The sequence below is a fragment of the Sorangium sp. So ce321 genome, assembly GCF_051530195.1.
Lineage (GTDB): Bacteria > Myxococcota_A > Polyangia > Polyangiales > Polyangiaceae > Sorangium.
The window spans coordinates 2,482,963-2,498,452 of record NZ_CP150329.1; the positions used below are offsets into that span (position 1 = coordinate 2,482,963).

Genomic DNA, 15,490 nt, shown 5'->3' on the forward strand with positions numbered 1-15,490 from the left:
TCCGGAGGCGGAGAGAACGTCGATTTTTCCTTCCCACCTTCACGTTCCAGCCCGGCCACCGCCCGGCGGTGTTCCCGGTCCCGGGGGCGTGCCCGGTCCCTAGAACGACGTGACGAAGAGCTGGTAGGGCCCGGAGTCCACCGGGGTGCGCCCACTGACGGTGATGGCCCCGAGGCCCCCTCCCGCCCGTGTCCCGATGACCGCGGCGTTGGTCCCCTCGGGATCGCCCGCGCACGCGTTGAACGGGCTGGAGCACTGGGCGGTGGTCGGGTTGCAGGCGTCGGCCGCGGTCTCGATCGTCATCGGGAAGCTCGTCAGCCCGCACGAGGACACCACGACGGCCCTCCCCGGGCAGACGGGGACATAGAACGTCTGCTCGGGGCTGCTCGGGCCGCATGCGGACCTGGGCGGGATCGGCCTCCCGGTCGTGTCGCCGCTGACGAGGCCGCTGCTCGCGATCACCTCGGCGTCCTCGCCGAGGCACGACGTGCGCTGGAACGCGAGGCGCACCCTGCCGGAGGCCCCGGGGATCGCGGCCTTGACCACCACCGTGTAGGTCCCCGCCGGGAGCCTGGCCGCGAAGTTCGTGCCCATCGTGAGCTCGCCGCAGCTGTGGGCCGCGCAGCCGACGGCGGCGCCGCTGCAGCCGTCGCCCTCGAGCACCGCGAGCACCGTGTCGATCTCCGACTCCAGGGTGCCGAGGTACACGACCTCCTCGGACGGGAGCGTGAAGCGGAAGAACACCTCGCCGCCCGCGCCGCCGCACGACAGGTCCACCTCCGGCGTGTTGTCCGCGGTGATCTCCGCGGCGTAGCTCATCGAGCCCGTGAGCTCCCCCGGCGTCTCGCAGCTATCGGCGCCCTGTATCGGCGTGCACCCGTCTTCCGGGACCCCGTTGCAGTCGTCGTCGACGTCGTTGCCGCAGATCTCGGGCATCGGGAAGGCGCACTCCACGCCCCCTCCGCAGCCGTTGTCGGGGATCTCGTCGCAGTCCTGGTCGATGAAGTCGCCGCAGATCTCCGGCTCGGGCACGCAGGGCGTGTATGCCGGCACGTGGACCGGCACCTCGACCACGTTGTTCTCGATCGACTGCTCGGCGATGGCGCCGGCCGGGTTGACGGCGACGCGGAGGACGTAGTCCCCCTCGGGCACGTCCGTCACGTCGACCCACTGGCACGCCGTGCCGACCTCGTAGATGTCGGCCCACCCCGCGCTCAGGAAGTTGCACCCCGTGCCCCCCGAGCTCGGGAAGCCCCGCGGCGCCGGCGACACGGGGTCGAGAGGGGCCATGTCGACCAGGCAGAACGCCTGCTTGTGGCCCTGCGTGACGACCGCCCCGCCGTCGTCGACCAGCCGGTAGTCGGTGAAGTTCAGGAAGTGGAAGTGCTGGTGGCACTGCGCGTACTCGAAGAGCGGGTTGTCGAACTCGGGGCCGGGGTCGACGTGGCCGGGCCCTGCGTTCTCGATGCGCCCCTCGAACTGGAGCAGGTGCCGCCGCCCGGGGCCTCCGATGCACCCTTCCATGATCTCGCACGCGTCCGCGGGGAACGTCTGGTACGAGAACCGGAGCGTGTCGACGATGCGCCCCTCGTCCGGCCGCAGGTCGGGCACCATGCAGACGTCGGCCTTGCACTCGTGGCCGCTGGGGCAGCACGCGCCGCCGCAGATCGTGCCGTCGCACGCCGGGTAGTCGACCGGCAGGACGATGGTGTTGTTGTCGAAGCTCGCCTCGGCGAGGGTCTTGCGCGGGTTGACGGTGATCTCGAGCTCGTAGAGCCCTGCCGGGACCCCGGTCACGTCGAGGGCGTTGCACGCGACGGTGCCGGGCTGCTCGACGTGGTCTCCGGGCCCGAGGCCCTGCGCGTCGCAGCTGTACTGGCCGCTCGCCATCGCGACGCAGCGCGCGTCGAGCTCGGCCTCGGCGGCGACCGCGTCGCCCTGCCTGAGGACGGCGCGGAAGAGGCGCGGGACGACGTAGCTGCTCTCGCAGAAGTTCGGCTCGAACACGTCGCTCTCGGAGGGAGCGCCGAGCTCGAGCGGCACCTCGCCGGCGTTCCTGAGCGAGACGTTGAAGCGCATGAGCGCCCGCCGCCCGCTCCCGCCGACGCAGCCCCGCTGCACCTCGCACGCGTCCTCGGCGACGCTGACAGCGTCGAACGTGACGGGCTCCCCGCGCTCCGCGGGCTCGAGCACGAGGTCGGCCGCCATGCACTCGCCGCCCACGCACGTGGCGCCGGGGCTGCAGCACGCCGCGTCGCCGCAGGCGCGCGCCTCGTCGCACGTCGCGGTGCAGCCCGACGGCCTGCCCTCCGTGTCGATCTGGCACCGCGCGCCCTCGGGACAGACGATGTCCGAGCCCGCGCACCGGACGCCTTCATCGCCGCCGCCGTCGCCGCCGCTGTTGCTGCCGCCTTCTCCACCTCCGCCCCGCCCGCCGTCTCCCGAGCTGCCCCCGCCTCCCGTCCCCGTGCTCGAGGGCGGCTCGGTCGGCGCGTCGTCGCCGCAGGCAGCGCCCATCGCGAGGAGTGAGCCCATCAACAACGTTCCGGCAAGCTTCTTCATGTGCACCTGGTGAAGAGGACCCGACGAGCAGCGCGAATCCGGCGTCGTCGTCGTCGCTGCGCGCAGCGAGCAAGCGATGCATGGTAGGCGAAGCGCGCGGACATACGCAGCACGGACGCGCGCGCGCGCAGGATTCCGACCGCCGCCGCGGAGCGCGCTTTCGCCCTCTGGCGCGCTGGATCCGCCGGGGGGGGCCGGCGCGCCGCGCAGGTGCGCGATCTGCGGCGGCGGGGGTCGGCGTGCCGGCGTGTCGGCGTGTCGGCGCAGGGCGGCCGACGCGGCCAGCTGGCGACAACAGCGTATTTCCCTCAGCTCAACCGGGGAGCGTATACTCTCGCCGACATGGCCTCCGTCGTCGTCATCACCGGTGCATCCAGCGGGATTGGTCGAGCGCTCGCGTTCTCCTGGGCGAAGCGCGGCGCGAGCGTGGTGCTGAGCGCGCGCGGGCAGGAGGCGCTCGAGCGCGTCGCCTCGGAGGTGCGCGCGGCGGGCGGCGACGCGCTCGCGGTGGTCGGGGACGTCACGGTCGAGGAGGATCGCAAGGCGCTCTGCGAGCGCGCGCTCGGCGCGTACGGGCGGCTGGACGTGCTGGTGAACAACGCCGGGCGCGGCTACTACGCGCCCTCGCTCGAGATCGACCCCGCCGAGCTCGAGGCGATCTACCGGCTCAACGTCGTCGCCCCCGTGCGCCTCGCGCAGCTCGCGATCGAGCCTCTCTCGGCCGCGAAGGGCACCATCGTCATGGTCTCCTCGGTCGCGGGGGTCGTCGCCACGCCGCGGATGGGCCCGTATGCCTCGTCGAAGTTCGCGCTGGAGGCGCTCGCGATGTCGCTCCGCGCGGAGGTCTCGTCGCGCGGCGTGCGCGTGCTCGTGGTGCGGCCGGGCCCTGTCGCGACCCCGTTCCGCGCGAACGCCGTGGTGACCGACGACAACGTCGGCTACCGCCCGCCGGGCCACCGGCCGCAGAGCCCCGAGGCGGTGGCCGAGGGGGTCGTGCGCGCTGTCGAATCGGGCAGGGAGGTCCTGGAGACGAGCCTGTTCGTGAAGGCGGCGAGCCTCGCCGCCCGCGTGGCCCCTGGTCCGATGCGCTGGGTCTCGAAGCGGATGGCGAGCCGCTCGGGGATGTGAGGGCAGCGCGCACATGTAGCGCGCCGCTTCGCTCGGGATAAGCTCAGGCCGAGGAGCCCTGGATGAAACCCCTTCGTTGGCTTGCCGCACTCTTGGCGCTCACCGTCCCCTGCGCGGTCCCGGCGACGGGCCTGGCCCAGCAGGACGCGCCCTTGCCGCCGTCTCCTGAGCCAATTCCGTCGGCCTCGGCGCAGCCCCCGCCGCCGCCCACCCCGGTGCCGCCCGCGCCTGCGCCCACCCCCTCGCCCCCGCCGGTACCGCCCACCCCGGTGCCGCCCGCGCCTGCGCCAGCGCCCACCCCGGTGCCGCCCGCGCCTGCCCCGCCGCCCGCGCCTGTGCCCGCGCCGGTCCCCCCCGCGCCTGCGCCTGCGCCGCTGCCGCCTCCCGCGGCGCCTGCGCCGTTGCCTCCGCCGGTGTCGCCCGCGCCGCCGTATGCGCCCGCGCCGCCGTATGCGCCCGCGCCCCCTGCGCAGACGCCGCCGTACGCGCCCGCGCCGCCGTATGCGCCTGCGCCGCCGTATGCGCCCGCGCCTCCCGCGCAGACGCCGCCGTATGCGCCTGCGCCGCCGTCCTTGCGGCCGTCGTCTCCGCCCCGGAGCGAGCCCGCGCCGCGGCGCCCGGCGCCGCCCTCGGATGAGGCCTCGGAGGAGGCGGAGGCGGTGGCGCCGGCGGCGACGTCGTCACCGGTCGAGCCCGAGGAGAAAAAAGAGGAGAAGCCCGAGGACGACGAGCGGGACGGCGTCCGGCTCCGGTATGGCAGCACGCTGGGCGGCGGGATCATCAAGTCGCCGACGGGCACTGGCGGCGTCTTCGCGTGGACTGGCCGGGTGGGCCTCCAGATCAACCACACGTTCGGGCTCTATTACCAGAACACCCCGATGCTGACGCTCACCCCCGAGAGCACCGCCAACAGCGCTGGGTTCGAGGCGGGGTTCATCGATTACAACTCGATCCTTGCGAGCTTCACCGTGTTTCATGTCCTCGATTTCGGCGCAGGGCCGTCGATGGACTACGTGGCCGTCGCGAGCTGCGCGGCGGAGTACGCGGGCCTCGAGTCGGGCGCCGGCTGCGAGAGCACCTCGGACTGGTATCCGGGCGTGCACGCGCGCGGCGGCCTCATCCTGGGCGGTCTGTCCGGGGATGGCCCGCGGCGCAGCGGGTTTGCCCTCGCCGCGGAGCTCCACCCGGTGTTCATGCCCGAGTCCACGACCTTCACCTTCACGATAGGGGTCGGCGGAGAGTGGTACTGACGAGCGCGAGCCTCGTGCTGGCTCGAGTGCCTCTCTCGAGCTGACGCCAGCACCTCACCGAGGGTCTCCGGCGGCCCCTTGGTCGTCCCTCGTCTCCCGTCCCCCGTCCCCCGTCCCCCGTCTCCCGTCCCCCGTCTCCCGTCCCCCGTCCCCCGTCCCCCGTCTCCCGTCCCCCGTGCTCGTCATTCGTGCGCGTGCGCGTGCGCGTGCGCGCTCCGGCTGCAACGCGCGGCACCGGTGAGCCGGTGTCAAGCCGAGAGAAGGCTCAACCGCCATGACGCCAGCAGCGCCAAGGGAAGAGAATCTCTGGCGTTCTCTCGATGCTCTCGGCGCTCGTGGCCTCTCGGCGGTTCCAGCCTTCTGTCACTTCAGGCCGAAGCAGCGGACCGAGCTCACCGCAGCGCCGCGCGCAGCGCACGGACGGCCTGGCTCTGCGTCGGCTGATCGAGGAAGCCAGCGAGCCACGCCGGGTCGAGCTCGGGAAGGAACGCGCTCCGCGCGCGGAGCTCGTACCGCTCGCCCGAGAGCGCGAAGATGCGGAGCCCCTCCTCGCGATCCCACATCCAGACCTCGGCGACGCCCAGGCCCCTGTAGATCTCCAGCTTGTCGAGGCCGCCGTGCGTCCAGGCGACCTCGATCGCCAGATCTGGAATCTCCTTGTTCGTGTCGCCGACGATGTAGCACTCGTCGGGCTCGGCCCCGCGCTCCCTGGGCGCATTGCGGAGCGTCCACGCGCCATACCCGCTGAGCTCGATGCCGCGCTCGTCGCAGTAGGCCTCGAGGAGCCGCGCGATGGTCGTCTTGATCCCCTCGTGGCTGCGCGACGGGCTCGTCAGCTCGATCGCTCCGTTCAAGTAATACATGCGCACGCCGGCCCGGTCCCCCCGCACGGCGAGGAGGATCTCGTAATCCTTCCACGTCATCCCGTGGAGAATGACGTGCTGGTCGCTCTCCTCGTGATGGGGCCGCTGTCGCTCGGCCTCAGGTGCGGTGTGCGTCGGGACAGACTGCATGCGCGGAGGATACCCGGGGCGCAGCTCACGGCGAGCCTCGCGCTTGGCCGAAGGGTCATCCGGGTTCCGCCGTCCTGGTCACGACCTGGCGGGGGGCTCGCTTCGGAACCAGCGTCCAGGTCGCGATCTGGCCGAAGCTCGCTTCGATGCCACCGATCAGGGCGCGACCTGGCGGAAGGGTCGCGCCGGAGCCAGCGCCCGAGGTCTCGACCTGGCCGAAGGTTCGTCCTGCAGCCAGCGCCCGAGGTCTCGACCTGGCCGAAGGCTCGTCGTGGAGCCACCCTCCAGATCGCGACCTTGCCGGAACGTCGCCCCTGAGCGAGCACCCAGATCGCGACCTGGCCAGACGACCGTCCCGGGACCACCGCCCAGGTCGCGACCTCCCCAGGACCCTGCCCGGCATGCGGCGCCCAGGTCCCGATCTGGACATCCCTGTAAAATTACGCCGGTCTCCAGATCATGACCTCCCCTCGGGCTCGTCACGAGCGCCGGCCCCCCGCGCCCGCCCCTCTGGTGGTATCCACGACCGCCCCCGCCCGGGTCCCGACGGCCGCCCGCCGGCCGCCGTGAAACCTTCGCGGGTCGCCCGTGTCCAAGGAGACGTGATGCGCTCGATCCCCCGCTCGATCTTCACCGCCCTCGCCGCCGCGATGGGGCTCTCCCTCGCGGCCTGCGCCGCGGCTCCTCCGCCCGCGCCGAACGCGCCGGCCGCGCCGGGCGACGCTCGCGCGGCGACCCCGCCGCCGGCCCCGCTCCCCGAGGAAGAGGCGTTCGCCGTCCGCGGGACGCTCAAGGACGAGTGGCTGCCGCTCCTCAAGCAGACCCCCTTCAACCCGAAATCCGCGCTGGTCCCCCCGGCGCCGGCCGGCGTGCCCGCCCCGCCGGCGGCCTGCGAGGCCTTCGCGCGGCGCGCGCCCGTCGCGCCCGCGCGGGCCTGCGGCGACGCGCAGGGCGCCCTCGACGCGCTCGACGCCGCGCTCGCCGAGGACGACGCCGCGAAGCGCGACGCGCGGCTCGCGGGGGTCGAGACCTGCGCGGGCCTCGAGGCAGGTCTCGCGCGTGCGCTCCGGGCCGAGCTCGCGCCCGTCGCGTGCGGCGACGCGATCGCCGCGCCGTTCCTCGAGGCGCCGCCCGCGACGCTCAAGGGCGAGCTCTACCAGGTGCTGCTCGGCCTCACGCTCTCCGCCCGCCTCGCGCGCACAGCGACCGAGCCGCCCGCGCTGCGGCCGCCCTACGATCAGCAGCGCGTGCTCGCGTTCACCAAGGGGCCGCTCTTCGCGTGGGTGACGGATCAGGCCAGGGCGATCGAGGACCTCGGGCGGCTCGGGGTCGAGCTGCCTTTCTACGCGAAGGGCATCGTCGCCGTGGAGTCGGGGCGGGCCGACATGCGGCTCGTCGAGGCGGTCCGGTCGGCGCCGCTGCCCGACGCCATGCGGAAGGACGCGGAGCTCAGCAACGTCTACTACGCCGAGCTCGACCAGCTGCTGGAGCCCTGGAAGACCCGCGGCCGCGACGCCGCGCTGGTCGGCCTGCGCGAGCTCTCGTCGGTCGGCGTGCTCCGCGACCCGCGCGTCGACGGCGCGCGCGCGATGCTCTCCCGCCTCTACGGCGGCCGGCGCGTCGACGCGCTCGACGCGCTGGAGCTGCCGCCGCTCCCGGAGGCGGCGGCGCCTGCTTCGGGCGCCGAGCGGCTCGCGGCCAGGCTGCCGACGTACTACGCGGGCCGCCTGCTCCCGGCCGACGCGGCGGCGCGGCCGGAGCTCCTGCGCGTCCTGCTCGGCCGGGGCGTCCCGCTGCAGCACCGCGCGGCCCTGCGCACCGCCGAGCTCTCGCCCGAGGCGCGGCTGCTCTATGCGCGGGCGCGGATCGAGCTCGGCCGGCTGTACTGGCGGGCCGTGGACTTCGATCAGGCGACCGCGCTGCTCACGGCGAGGCCCGAGGGCACGCCGCGCTCCCCCGAGGCGACGATGCTGCTCGCGCTGTCGCTCGGCCTGCGCAACGGCCCCGAGGACGCGGCGCTGATGATGCGGCGGGCGCCGCTCGCGGGGCTCGGCCTCGGCGACCTCGCGGCGCTCGACTGGGTGGCCCGCGCGAAGCCCGCCTCGCCGTACGCGGGCATCGCGGCGTACGACGCGGCGCTGATCAAGCAGATCGCCGCCCCGCAGGGCGCGGACGCGCGCTACTGGTCCGACGTGGCCGCGCGCTTCCGCGAGGCGCAGGCGCTCCTGACCGGGCCGCTGGCGCAGGCGGCGGAGGAGCGGGCGCGCGCGGCGGACGAGGTCGCGCGGACGGCGCGCTGATCCGCGGGCGCGGCGCAGCGGAAGCTGCGCCGCGCGGCGGGGAGCGGTGGATCCCGGCGCGCTGTCCTCAGGGGGCGGCCTCGCCGGGCGGCTTGTACTCCGTGATCTGGCCGGTCGCGACGAAGCCTATCTGACAATAGACCTTCAGCCCGTCGGCCGAGGCCTGGAGGATGGCCCGCCGGACCCCGGCAGCGCGCGCGTCCAGCAAGGGGCGCAGCGTCATCGCGCGGCCGATCCCCTGCCGCCGGTGCGGCTCGAGCGTCATGATGTTGTACAGGCCCGCGACGCCGCCTCCCACGGTGACCTCCGAGGTCGCCACGGGCGCGCCCGCGAGGTAGCCGACGTAGAGCCACAGCGGCGCGTCGTCCGACAGGAGCGCCGGGGTCGCCATCTCGTAGAACCGCATGACGAGGGGATCGGGCGGCGTCCAGCCGGCGGCGAGGACGCGCGCGAAGTCGCGCACCTGCGCTGGGGTCCTGACGCGCGCGATCTCCAGGCCGCGCGGCGCCTCGTGGTCGTCGCGGAGCGCGTGGAGATCGGCGGCCATGCCCACCTCGGACTCCATGGGCGCGAGCCCGGCAGCGCAAAGGAGGTCGCCGAGGTTCCCGGGCTCGTCCGCGGGCCCGACCCACCACGAGAAGGGGTGGCCGGCGCGGCGGAACCAGGCGATGGCCTGCTCCACGCGGGCCTGCGCCGTCGCGCTGTCGAGGCGGGCCCGCAGGACGAAGTTGAAGGTGTCGCAGGGGAGCCCGGAGTCGACGAGGACGAGATCGGCGCCCCGCGCGACGCGGGCGCCGGGGAGCCGCTCCTGCGCCCAGCTCGCGTGGACAGCCATGTTGTCGTCTGCGGCCGCGGCGAGCTCGGGCGCCGGAATGCCTGCGATAGAGGTCGTGCTCACGAGGCCTCCTTCTGACACGAGATCACGTTCCCGCGCCAGGGAACGGCCCCGGGATGCGGCGCTCGCAATGCGGCGCGCGCCGCTCGCGCGGCTCGGCCCGGGTCACCGCGCGGCGCTCGACGGGGTGGCCCGCGCGATGCCCGCTCGCCGCGCGCGGGCACGGCGGCGCGCCGAGTCGCCGGCGCTTCGTTCGTGGCGGCGCGCCGGTGTGCCAGCGGTGCCCACCGCAGCCGGCCCGCCGAGTGCTGCGCGGGTGTCATGACACGTACGAACGACGTCGTGCGTCTTGAACATGCGACGCGCAAGTGCGTCGGCGATCCCGCTGTGTCGGAGGTCTCCGGCGTCGTGCTCGTCCACAACATCGCCCCCGAGAAGCAGGTGATCGTGCATTACCGGGACGCCGGCGGAATATGGCGCGCTGTCCCGGCGAGGTACGAGTCCGCACCCCCGTGGGGCTCCCCCGAGCGGTGGGTGTTCTCCGGGATCATCTATCCTGCCGACCACGCGGAGCCGGCGCGGTTCGCGATCCAGGTTGTCGTCGCCGAGCGCGAGTACTGGGACAACAACGAGCAGCACGATTACCTGCTGGATCCAGAGGGGATCGTGTTCGGAGATGGGCAGACCTTCGGCTTCGATCGTCTCCAGCGCATCGTGGAGTTCGTGGGCTGGCGATATCACATGGACGTGATGAAGATCGAGGAAGCCATGCCGCTCCCGGGGCGCGGCTACACAGCGCGCTACAAGGTCACGATCGGACGGAGCGTGGGGCCGGGCCGTTACGCCCACGTGCGCTGCGTGGGCATCGCCGTGCGCGGCTCCGATGTCAGCGTCCTCAGCCAGACACCGTGCGAGTCGCTCCCTCCGCTCGATCCGGTCACCCCCTGATCGGACGCCCGAGGGCCGGCGGCGCCACGACGCGGGCCGGCCGTCGAGGCGCACCGAACTGCCGGAGGGGGAGCCTCACGGGCCGCCGCCCGAGCCACCGCCGCCCGTCCCGCCGATCCACCAGCCTCCGCCGGTGGCACCCGCGCTCCCCGCGCCCTGGATGCCGCCTGCGCCGCCCGCGCCATGGCCGCCGCCTCCGGCGCCCGCGCCCTGGTCGTCGCCTCCGGCGCCCGCGCCCTGGTCGCCGCCTCCGCTGCTAGCGCCCTGGTCGCCGCCTCCGCCGCCCGGGGGGTCCAGGATCGGGCCCGGGCTGACGACGCCCCCGCCCATCGCGGCGAGGTCATAGACGCGGTACGTCGCGAAGTAGACCCCGACCGGCTTGAGCACGACGCCGCTGCCCACGACGACACCCCCTGCCGGGCCGGCTCCAAGGCTCCAACCGCCGAGGCTGACAACATCCCAGGTGATCTTCTGGAACACCGGGTACGCCGAGACGCGCGCGTATGCAGCCGTGGGGACGAAGTAGGACGTGCTGGCCTCGAGCGTGATGCTCTCGCTCACGCTGAATCCAACCGCATTGGAGATGTCCGCGCTCGAGGGGGTGCAGCCGCCCAGCATGCTCGATCCCGGTAGGCTCGATGAGGGCTGTGCGCTCGGGGCGGCGCCGTTGCCCGGCATGCCCCAGGGGGGCTGTTCGCTCGGGGCGCCGTTGCCCGGCATGCCCCAGGGGGGCTGTTCGCTCGGGGCGCCGTTGCCCGGCATGCCCCAGGGGGGCTGTTCGCTCGGCGCGTCGTGGCCCGGCCTGCCCCAGAAGGGCGGATAGCTCGGGGGAGCGCCGTCGCCCGGCGCGCCCCAGAAGGGCGGATAGCTCGGGGGAGCGCCATTGCCCGGCGCGCCCCAGAAGGACGGGTCGCCCGTGGGCGAGCGGGAGCCCGGCGTGGCCCGTGCGCCCGGCGCGCCCGGTACGCCGATCACCGGCACACCCGGCAGACCGAACAAGCCTGGCATGCCGGACATGCCAGGTCCGCCCGCCGTGCCCGAGGCGGGCTGGGAGCTCGGTGGCTCGAAGGTGCCCGTGATGGTGCCCGTGATGTTCACCGATGGCTCGACGCTCGCCGACACGGAGACGTCGAGGATCCGCGGGCCGACCCCCTCCGCCACGCTGAGCAGATGGGCGGGATCTTCCCAGCGGTACGTCTCCGGGAAGACGACCACATTCGCGATCATCTGGCTGAAACAGAGGCGCCCGCGGGCCTCGCCGACGACGACGCGTGTGCCGCCGCTGCCCGCGGCCTCGGGCGCCTCCCGCGGGCCCACGCAGGTGAGGGACGGAGCGAGCACCATTGCCGTACAGAGCGTGATCCTCAGGTCGGGTACAAACATCTACGCTCCCCAGGTTGCAGTCCGAACAGCGCATGGCACGGCCGCCCGGGCTCGAAGAACGCCCTGGTCCGGTGGGTCGAGCCCCTCGGCGCCCCGCGAGACCTTGCCCTGGGCGAGCCAGACGACCAGAACCCATGAGCCATTTCACGAGACGCTGAGGTCACCCTGGTACCAGGGGGCCCCCCGGGCTCGATCAGCACAGAATCCCTGTGCGACGACCCTGGATGCAAGAAGCGGGGAATCGCCGGGTAAGCTCGTATGTAGGCGCCTCGCCGAGATCCGGCGCATACAATGGCCTCGATGGACTGGCCCTTGCCGCCCCCGCCAGGCGCGTGAGCGGCGAGCACAAGGCCGGGATCGGAGCTGCCGGACCGACATCCGTGCCCGCGCGCGGCGCAAGTGAGGCGAGTCTGATGAGGTCTTCGGTTGTGAGGGCCGCGTTGTGCGCCGCCGCTGTGGCTCACGCCACGGAGGCGTGCGCGCCCGGTATCGACCTGCATGACGACGATGGGTCGGTCGAACCCCCGGCGTCCTCCCTGGGCGTCGCGACATCGAGGGCGAGCGACTACCGATGGCAGGCCCTGCGCCTCAACGACTTCAACTTCGACGGCATGGCGGACCTCCTCTGGAGCAATAAGGAGCAGAGCCTGATGGCGGTCTGGCTGCTGGAGGGAGACCGGCTCCTCGCGCCTGGGCCGGTGATCCCGGGGCCGATCGGCCAGGGCTGGGCGGCGGCCAACGCGGGTGACTTCAACTTCGACGGCATGGCGGACGTGCTCTGGCTCAATGCAGAGCAGAACCTGATCGCCGTCTGGCTGATGAACGGGAGCCAGCTCCTCGCGCCGGGGCCGGTGATCCCGGGACCCGTCGGCGAGGGATGGGAAGTGCACTCGTTGACCGACTTCAACCTCGACGGCATGGTGGACGTGCTCTGGAACAACCCGAAACAGAACCTGATCGCCGTCTGGCTGATGGACGGCAGCCACCAGCTCGCGCCGGGACCGTTCATTCGGGGTCCGGTCGGCGAGGGATGGGTGGCGACCACCGCGCAGGACGTCAATCTCGACGGCATGGGCGACGTGTTCTGGAACAACGTGGAACAGAACCTGATGGCCGTGTGGCTGATGGAGGGAACGCAGCTCCTCGCGCCGGGACCGGCGATCCCGGGGCCGCTCGGCCGCGGCTGGCGCATCGTCACGTCGACAGACTTCAGCTTTGACAGCATGGGGGACGTGCTCTGGAACAACGTGGAACAGAACCTGATGGCCGTGTGGCTGATGGAGGGAACGCAGCTCCTCGCGCCGGGACCGGCGATCCCGGGGCCGCTCGGCCGCGGCTGGGAAGCGCGCCCCAGCAACGACGTCAACTTCGACAGCATGGCGGACGTGCTCTGGTACGCCGCCGGGACGAACCAGGCGGCGGTGTGGCTGATGGAGGGGACGCACCTCCTCGCGCCAGGGCCGGTGATCCTGGGACCCTACGACGGCGGGTGACAGCGCCGCGGCAAGGCGCTGCCCACAGCGTACGCCGCGTCGACAGGCCGACAGGCCGCGCCGCGTCGACAGGCTGCGCTGCGACAAAGCGTCGCATTCTCAAGGGAGGGCGCCCTCGCTAGAGTGCCCGTGCTTTCCCCGGTGGAGGTCTTGAGATGAAGACGAGGTTGCAGAGCTCCCTGATCGTCGCAGGCTCGCTGTTCACCGCGACCCTCGCGCACGCGCACATCTCGGTGTCGGGCCCCGCGTTCGCCGGCGCCACCCACGAGGCCACCTTCGGCGTCGGCCACGGGTGCGACGGCGCGGACACCTACCGGGTGAAGGTCCAGATCCCGGCCGCGGTGACCTCGGTGCGACCGCTCGACAGCACGTTCGGCAAGGCCGTCCTGGAGAAGGACGCGACAGGCAACGTCACCGCCGTCGTCTGGACGAAGCCCGCCGCCGACGTGCTCCCGGCGGACACCAACTTCTACAAGCTGGCCGTGCGCTTCAAGGTCCCTGACTCGCCGTTCACGACCCTTCACTTCCCCACGATCCAGACCTGCCGCGCCGCCGACGGCACCGAGACGACCGCCGAGTGGACCGACACCTCCGGCGACCACGGCAGCCACGACACGGACGCGGGCGCCCCGGCCACGCACCCCGCGCCGGCGCTGACGATCCTGCCGCCGCGCGCGCCCGGGTGGAACAAGTACACGGTGAACGAGCATGTCCACGACCTCTCGGTCTTCAGCGACGCGCTCATCGTCTGGGCGGGGAAGGCGGCGTACAGCCCCAACCCGAGCACCCAGAGCCTGATCATGACGGAGCCAGACACGGAGGTGCTGACGATGATCCATCCCGGCACCGAGATCTGGGTCAAGTACTGAGCGCGGGGGGCAGATCATGCGAGCATGGCTCCTCTTGATCGCCGCGTGCGCGCTCTGCGCTTGCTCCGACGACAGGCGCGCGCCCCCGCCCGACCCGGGCAGCGACGCGGCAGACGCCGGCAAACCCGGGGCCGACGCGGGGGGCCAGCCCGACGGCGGCGCCCACGCCGACGCGGGCGCCCAGACGGACGCCGGGGCTGACGCAGCGGCGCCGCTGTCGCCGCTCGAGCGCCCCCCGGAGCTGCCGCGGCCGCCCGCCGGCAGGCTGCCGGACGACCTGAAGCCGCCGGTCCGCTGAGCGCGAGGAAACCCCCGGAGCCAGGGTGCTCGGTTGATCCCGGCGCGATCCTGGAGTGCGATCGGGGACCCGCGATGCGAGAGATCCTCCACATCGACATGGACGCGTTCTTCGCGTCGGTCGAGCAGCTCGACGATCCGTCGCTGCGGGGCCGCCCCGTCCTCGTGGGCGGGGCCTCGCGGCGCGGCGTCGTCGCGGCCGCCTCGTACGAGGCGCGCCCCTCCGGCGCCCGCTCGGCGATGCCGATGGCCGAGGCGCTCCGCCGCTGCCCGCAGGCGGTCGTCGTGCCGGTGCGGCACGCGCGCTACGCCGAGGTGAGCGCGCAGGTCTTCGCGATCTTCCGGAGGTTCACGCCGCTCGTGGAGGGGCTGTCGCTCGACGAGGCGTTCCTCGACGTGACCGCGAGCCGGTCGCTCTTCGGCGACGGCGAGGCGATCGCGGCGCGGATCAAGCGCGCCATCCGCGACGAGATCGGGCTCACGGCCTCGGCCGGGGTCGCGCCGTGCAAGTTCGCCGCGAAGATCGCGAGCGACCTGCGGAAGCCAGACGGGCTCGTCGTGGTCCCCGGGGACGTCGCCGCCTTCCTCGCGCCGCTGCCGCTCGAGCGCATGTGGGGCGTGGGCCCGCGCGCGGCCGAGCGCCTCCACGGCGCGGGGCTCGGCACGATCGGCGACCTCGCGCGCTGCCCGGCGCCGCGCCTGCACGAGCTCCTCGGCCCCGCGTGGGGCGAGCACGTGCGGCTCCTCGCCGCCGGCATCGACGAGCGCGAGGTGGTGCCGGGCCGCGCGGCGGAGTCGATCGGCGCGGAGGAGACCGTCGAGGAGGACCTGCTCGGCAGGGCGCCGATCGAGCGCTGGCTGCTGGAGCTGTCGGGCCGCGTGGCGCGGCGCCTGCTCAAGGCGGGCCTGTCCTGCCGCGCGGTTTCGGTGAAGCTCAAGTACTCGGACTTCACGCTGCGGACGCGCCAGACGAAGCTCGGCGAGCCGGTCGGGGACACCGACTCGATCTACGCGTGCGCGAAGGGCCTGCTCTCGCGCTTCGACCTGTCGCGGCCGGTGCGGCTGGTCGGCATCGCCGCGGGCGACCTGACCAGCCAGACGGCCAGCCCGACCCTGAGCCTGTTCCCGGTCGCCTCCGAGCGCCGCCGCCGCCTGGAGGGCGTCGTGGCCGACGTGGCCGAGCGCTTCGGGGGCAAGGGGCTCACCCGCGCGGCCCTCCTGGAACAGCCGCCCTCGGGCGATCGCGGCGCGGCCAGGGGAGGGCGCGGGAGCGAGCGAGAGAGGAAGTAGAGGGAGCAAGGGCGACGCGCGGGGCAAGGACGACGCGCGGGGCAAGGGCGACGCGCGGGGCAAGGGCGACGCGCGGGAACAAGGACGACGCGCGGGAACAAGGACGACGCGCGGGAACAAGG

At 73.3% G+C, this 15,490-nt stretch carries 12 protein-coding genes; 8 read left to right on the forward strand and 4 right to left on the reverse strand.

Going from position 1 to position 15,490, the window contains the following annotated elements:
- Positions 1 to 99: 99 nt before the first annotated feature.
- Entirely contained in the window at positions 100 to 2,562 is a 2,463-nt protein-coding gene (locus WME89_RS09670) for a lysyl oxidase family protein (protein WP_438008929.1), read from the reverse strand.
- 342 nt (positions 2,563 to 2,904) lie between these two features.
- Between WME89_RS09670 and WME89_RS09675 the strand changes: the two genes are divergently transcribed.
- Complete coding sequence (locus WME89_RS09675) at positions 2,905 to 3,690, forward strand: SDR family NAD(P)-dependent oxidoreductase (RefSeq protein WP_438008930.1); 786 nt, start codon at positions 2,905 to 2,907, stop codon at positions 3,688 to 3,690.
- 62 nt (positions 3,691 to 3,752) lie between these two features.
- A complete protein-coding gene (locus WME89_RS09680) occupies positions 3,753 to 4,940 on the forward strand; it encodes a hypothetical protein (protein WP_438008931.1) in 1,188 nt (395 codons plus the stop codon).
- A gap of 392 nt (positions 4,941 to 5,332) precedes the next feature.
- Here the strand turns inward: WME89_RS09680 and WME89_RS09685 are convergent, their stop codons facing one another.
- Positions 5,333 to 5,953: a Uma2 family endonuclease gene (locus WME89_RS09685; RefSeq protein WP_438008932.1), complete on the reverse strand. Its 621-nt coding sequence runs from the start codon at positions 5,951 to 5,953 to the stop codon at positions 5,333 to 5,335.
- Positions 5,954 to 6,558: 605 nt separating this feature from the next.
- On the opposite strand from WME89_RS09685, the gene WME89_RS09690 reads away from it, so the two are divergent.
- Positions 6,559 to 8,253, forward strand: coding sequence for a hypothetical protein (locus tag WME89_RS09690; protein ID WP_438008933.1), 1,695 nt, complete (start codon positions 6,559 to 6,561; stop codon positions 8,251 to 8,253).
- A gap of 67 nt (positions 8,254 to 8,320) precedes the next feature.
- Here WME89_RS09690 and WME89_RS09695 read toward each other — a convergent pair whose 3' ends face one another.
- A complete protein-coding gene (locus WME89_RS09695) occupies positions 8,321 to 9,151 on the reverse strand; it encodes a GNAT family N-acetyltransferase (protein WP_438008934.1) in 831 nt (276 codons plus the stop codon).
- A 279-nt stretch (positions 9,152 to 9,430) separates the two neighbouring features.
- Here WME89_RS09695 and WME89_RS09700 point away from each other — a divergent pair, with 279 nt between their 5' ends.
- Positions 9,431 to 10,036, forward strand: a complete 606-nt coding sequence (locus WME89_RS09700) for a hypothetical protein (protein WP_438008935.1) — start codon at positions 9,431 to 9,433, stop codon at positions 10,034 to 10,036.
- Between the two features lie 75 nt (positions 10,037 to 10,111).
- On the opposite strand, the gene WME89_RS09705 is transcribed toward WME89_RS09700, so the two are convergent.
- Positions 10,112 to 11,419 carry a hypothetical protein gene (locus WME89_RS09705; protein WP_438008936.1) on the reverse strand — a complete coding sequence of 436 codons (1,308 nt, stop codon included), beginning with the start codon at positions 11,417 to 11,419 and terminating at the stop codon, positions 10,112 to 10,114.
- 413 nt (positions 11,420 to 11,832) lie between these two features.
- On the opposite strand from WME89_RS09705, the gene WME89_RS09710 reads away from it, so the two are divergent.
- The 4 genes from WME89_RS09710 (at position 11,833) to dinB (ending at position 15,368) form a co-directional block, all read left to right on the forward strand.
- Positions 11,833 to 12,912 (forward strand): FG-GAP repeat domain-containing protein, encoded by a 1,080-nt coding sequence (locus WME89_RS09710; protein WP_438008937.1) that lies wholly within the window; start codon positions 11,833 to 11,835, stop codon positions 12,910 to 12,912.
- A gap of 155 nt (positions 12,913 to 13,067) precedes the next feature.
- A complete protein-coding gene (locus WME89_RS09715; RefSeq protein ID WP_438008938.1) occupies positions 13,068 to 13,781 on the forward strand; it encodes a YcnI family copper-binding membrane protein in 714 nt (237 codons plus the stop codon).
- 16 nt (positions 13,782 to 13,797) lie between these two features.
- Complete coding sequence (locus WME89_RS09720; protein WP_438008939.1) at positions 13,798 to 14,079, forward strand: hypothetical protein; 282 nt, start codon at positions 13,798 to 13,800, stop codon at positions 14,077 to 14,079.
- 74 nt (positions 14,080 to 14,153) lie between these two features.
- Positions 14,154 to 15,368, forward strand: a complete 1,215-nt coding sequence (gene dinB, locus WME89_RS09725; RefSeq protein WP_438008940.1) for a DNA polymerase IV — start codon at positions 14,154 to 14,156, stop codon at positions 15,366 to 15,368.
- The last annotated feature ends 122 nt before the right edge of the window (positions 15,369 to 15,490 follow it).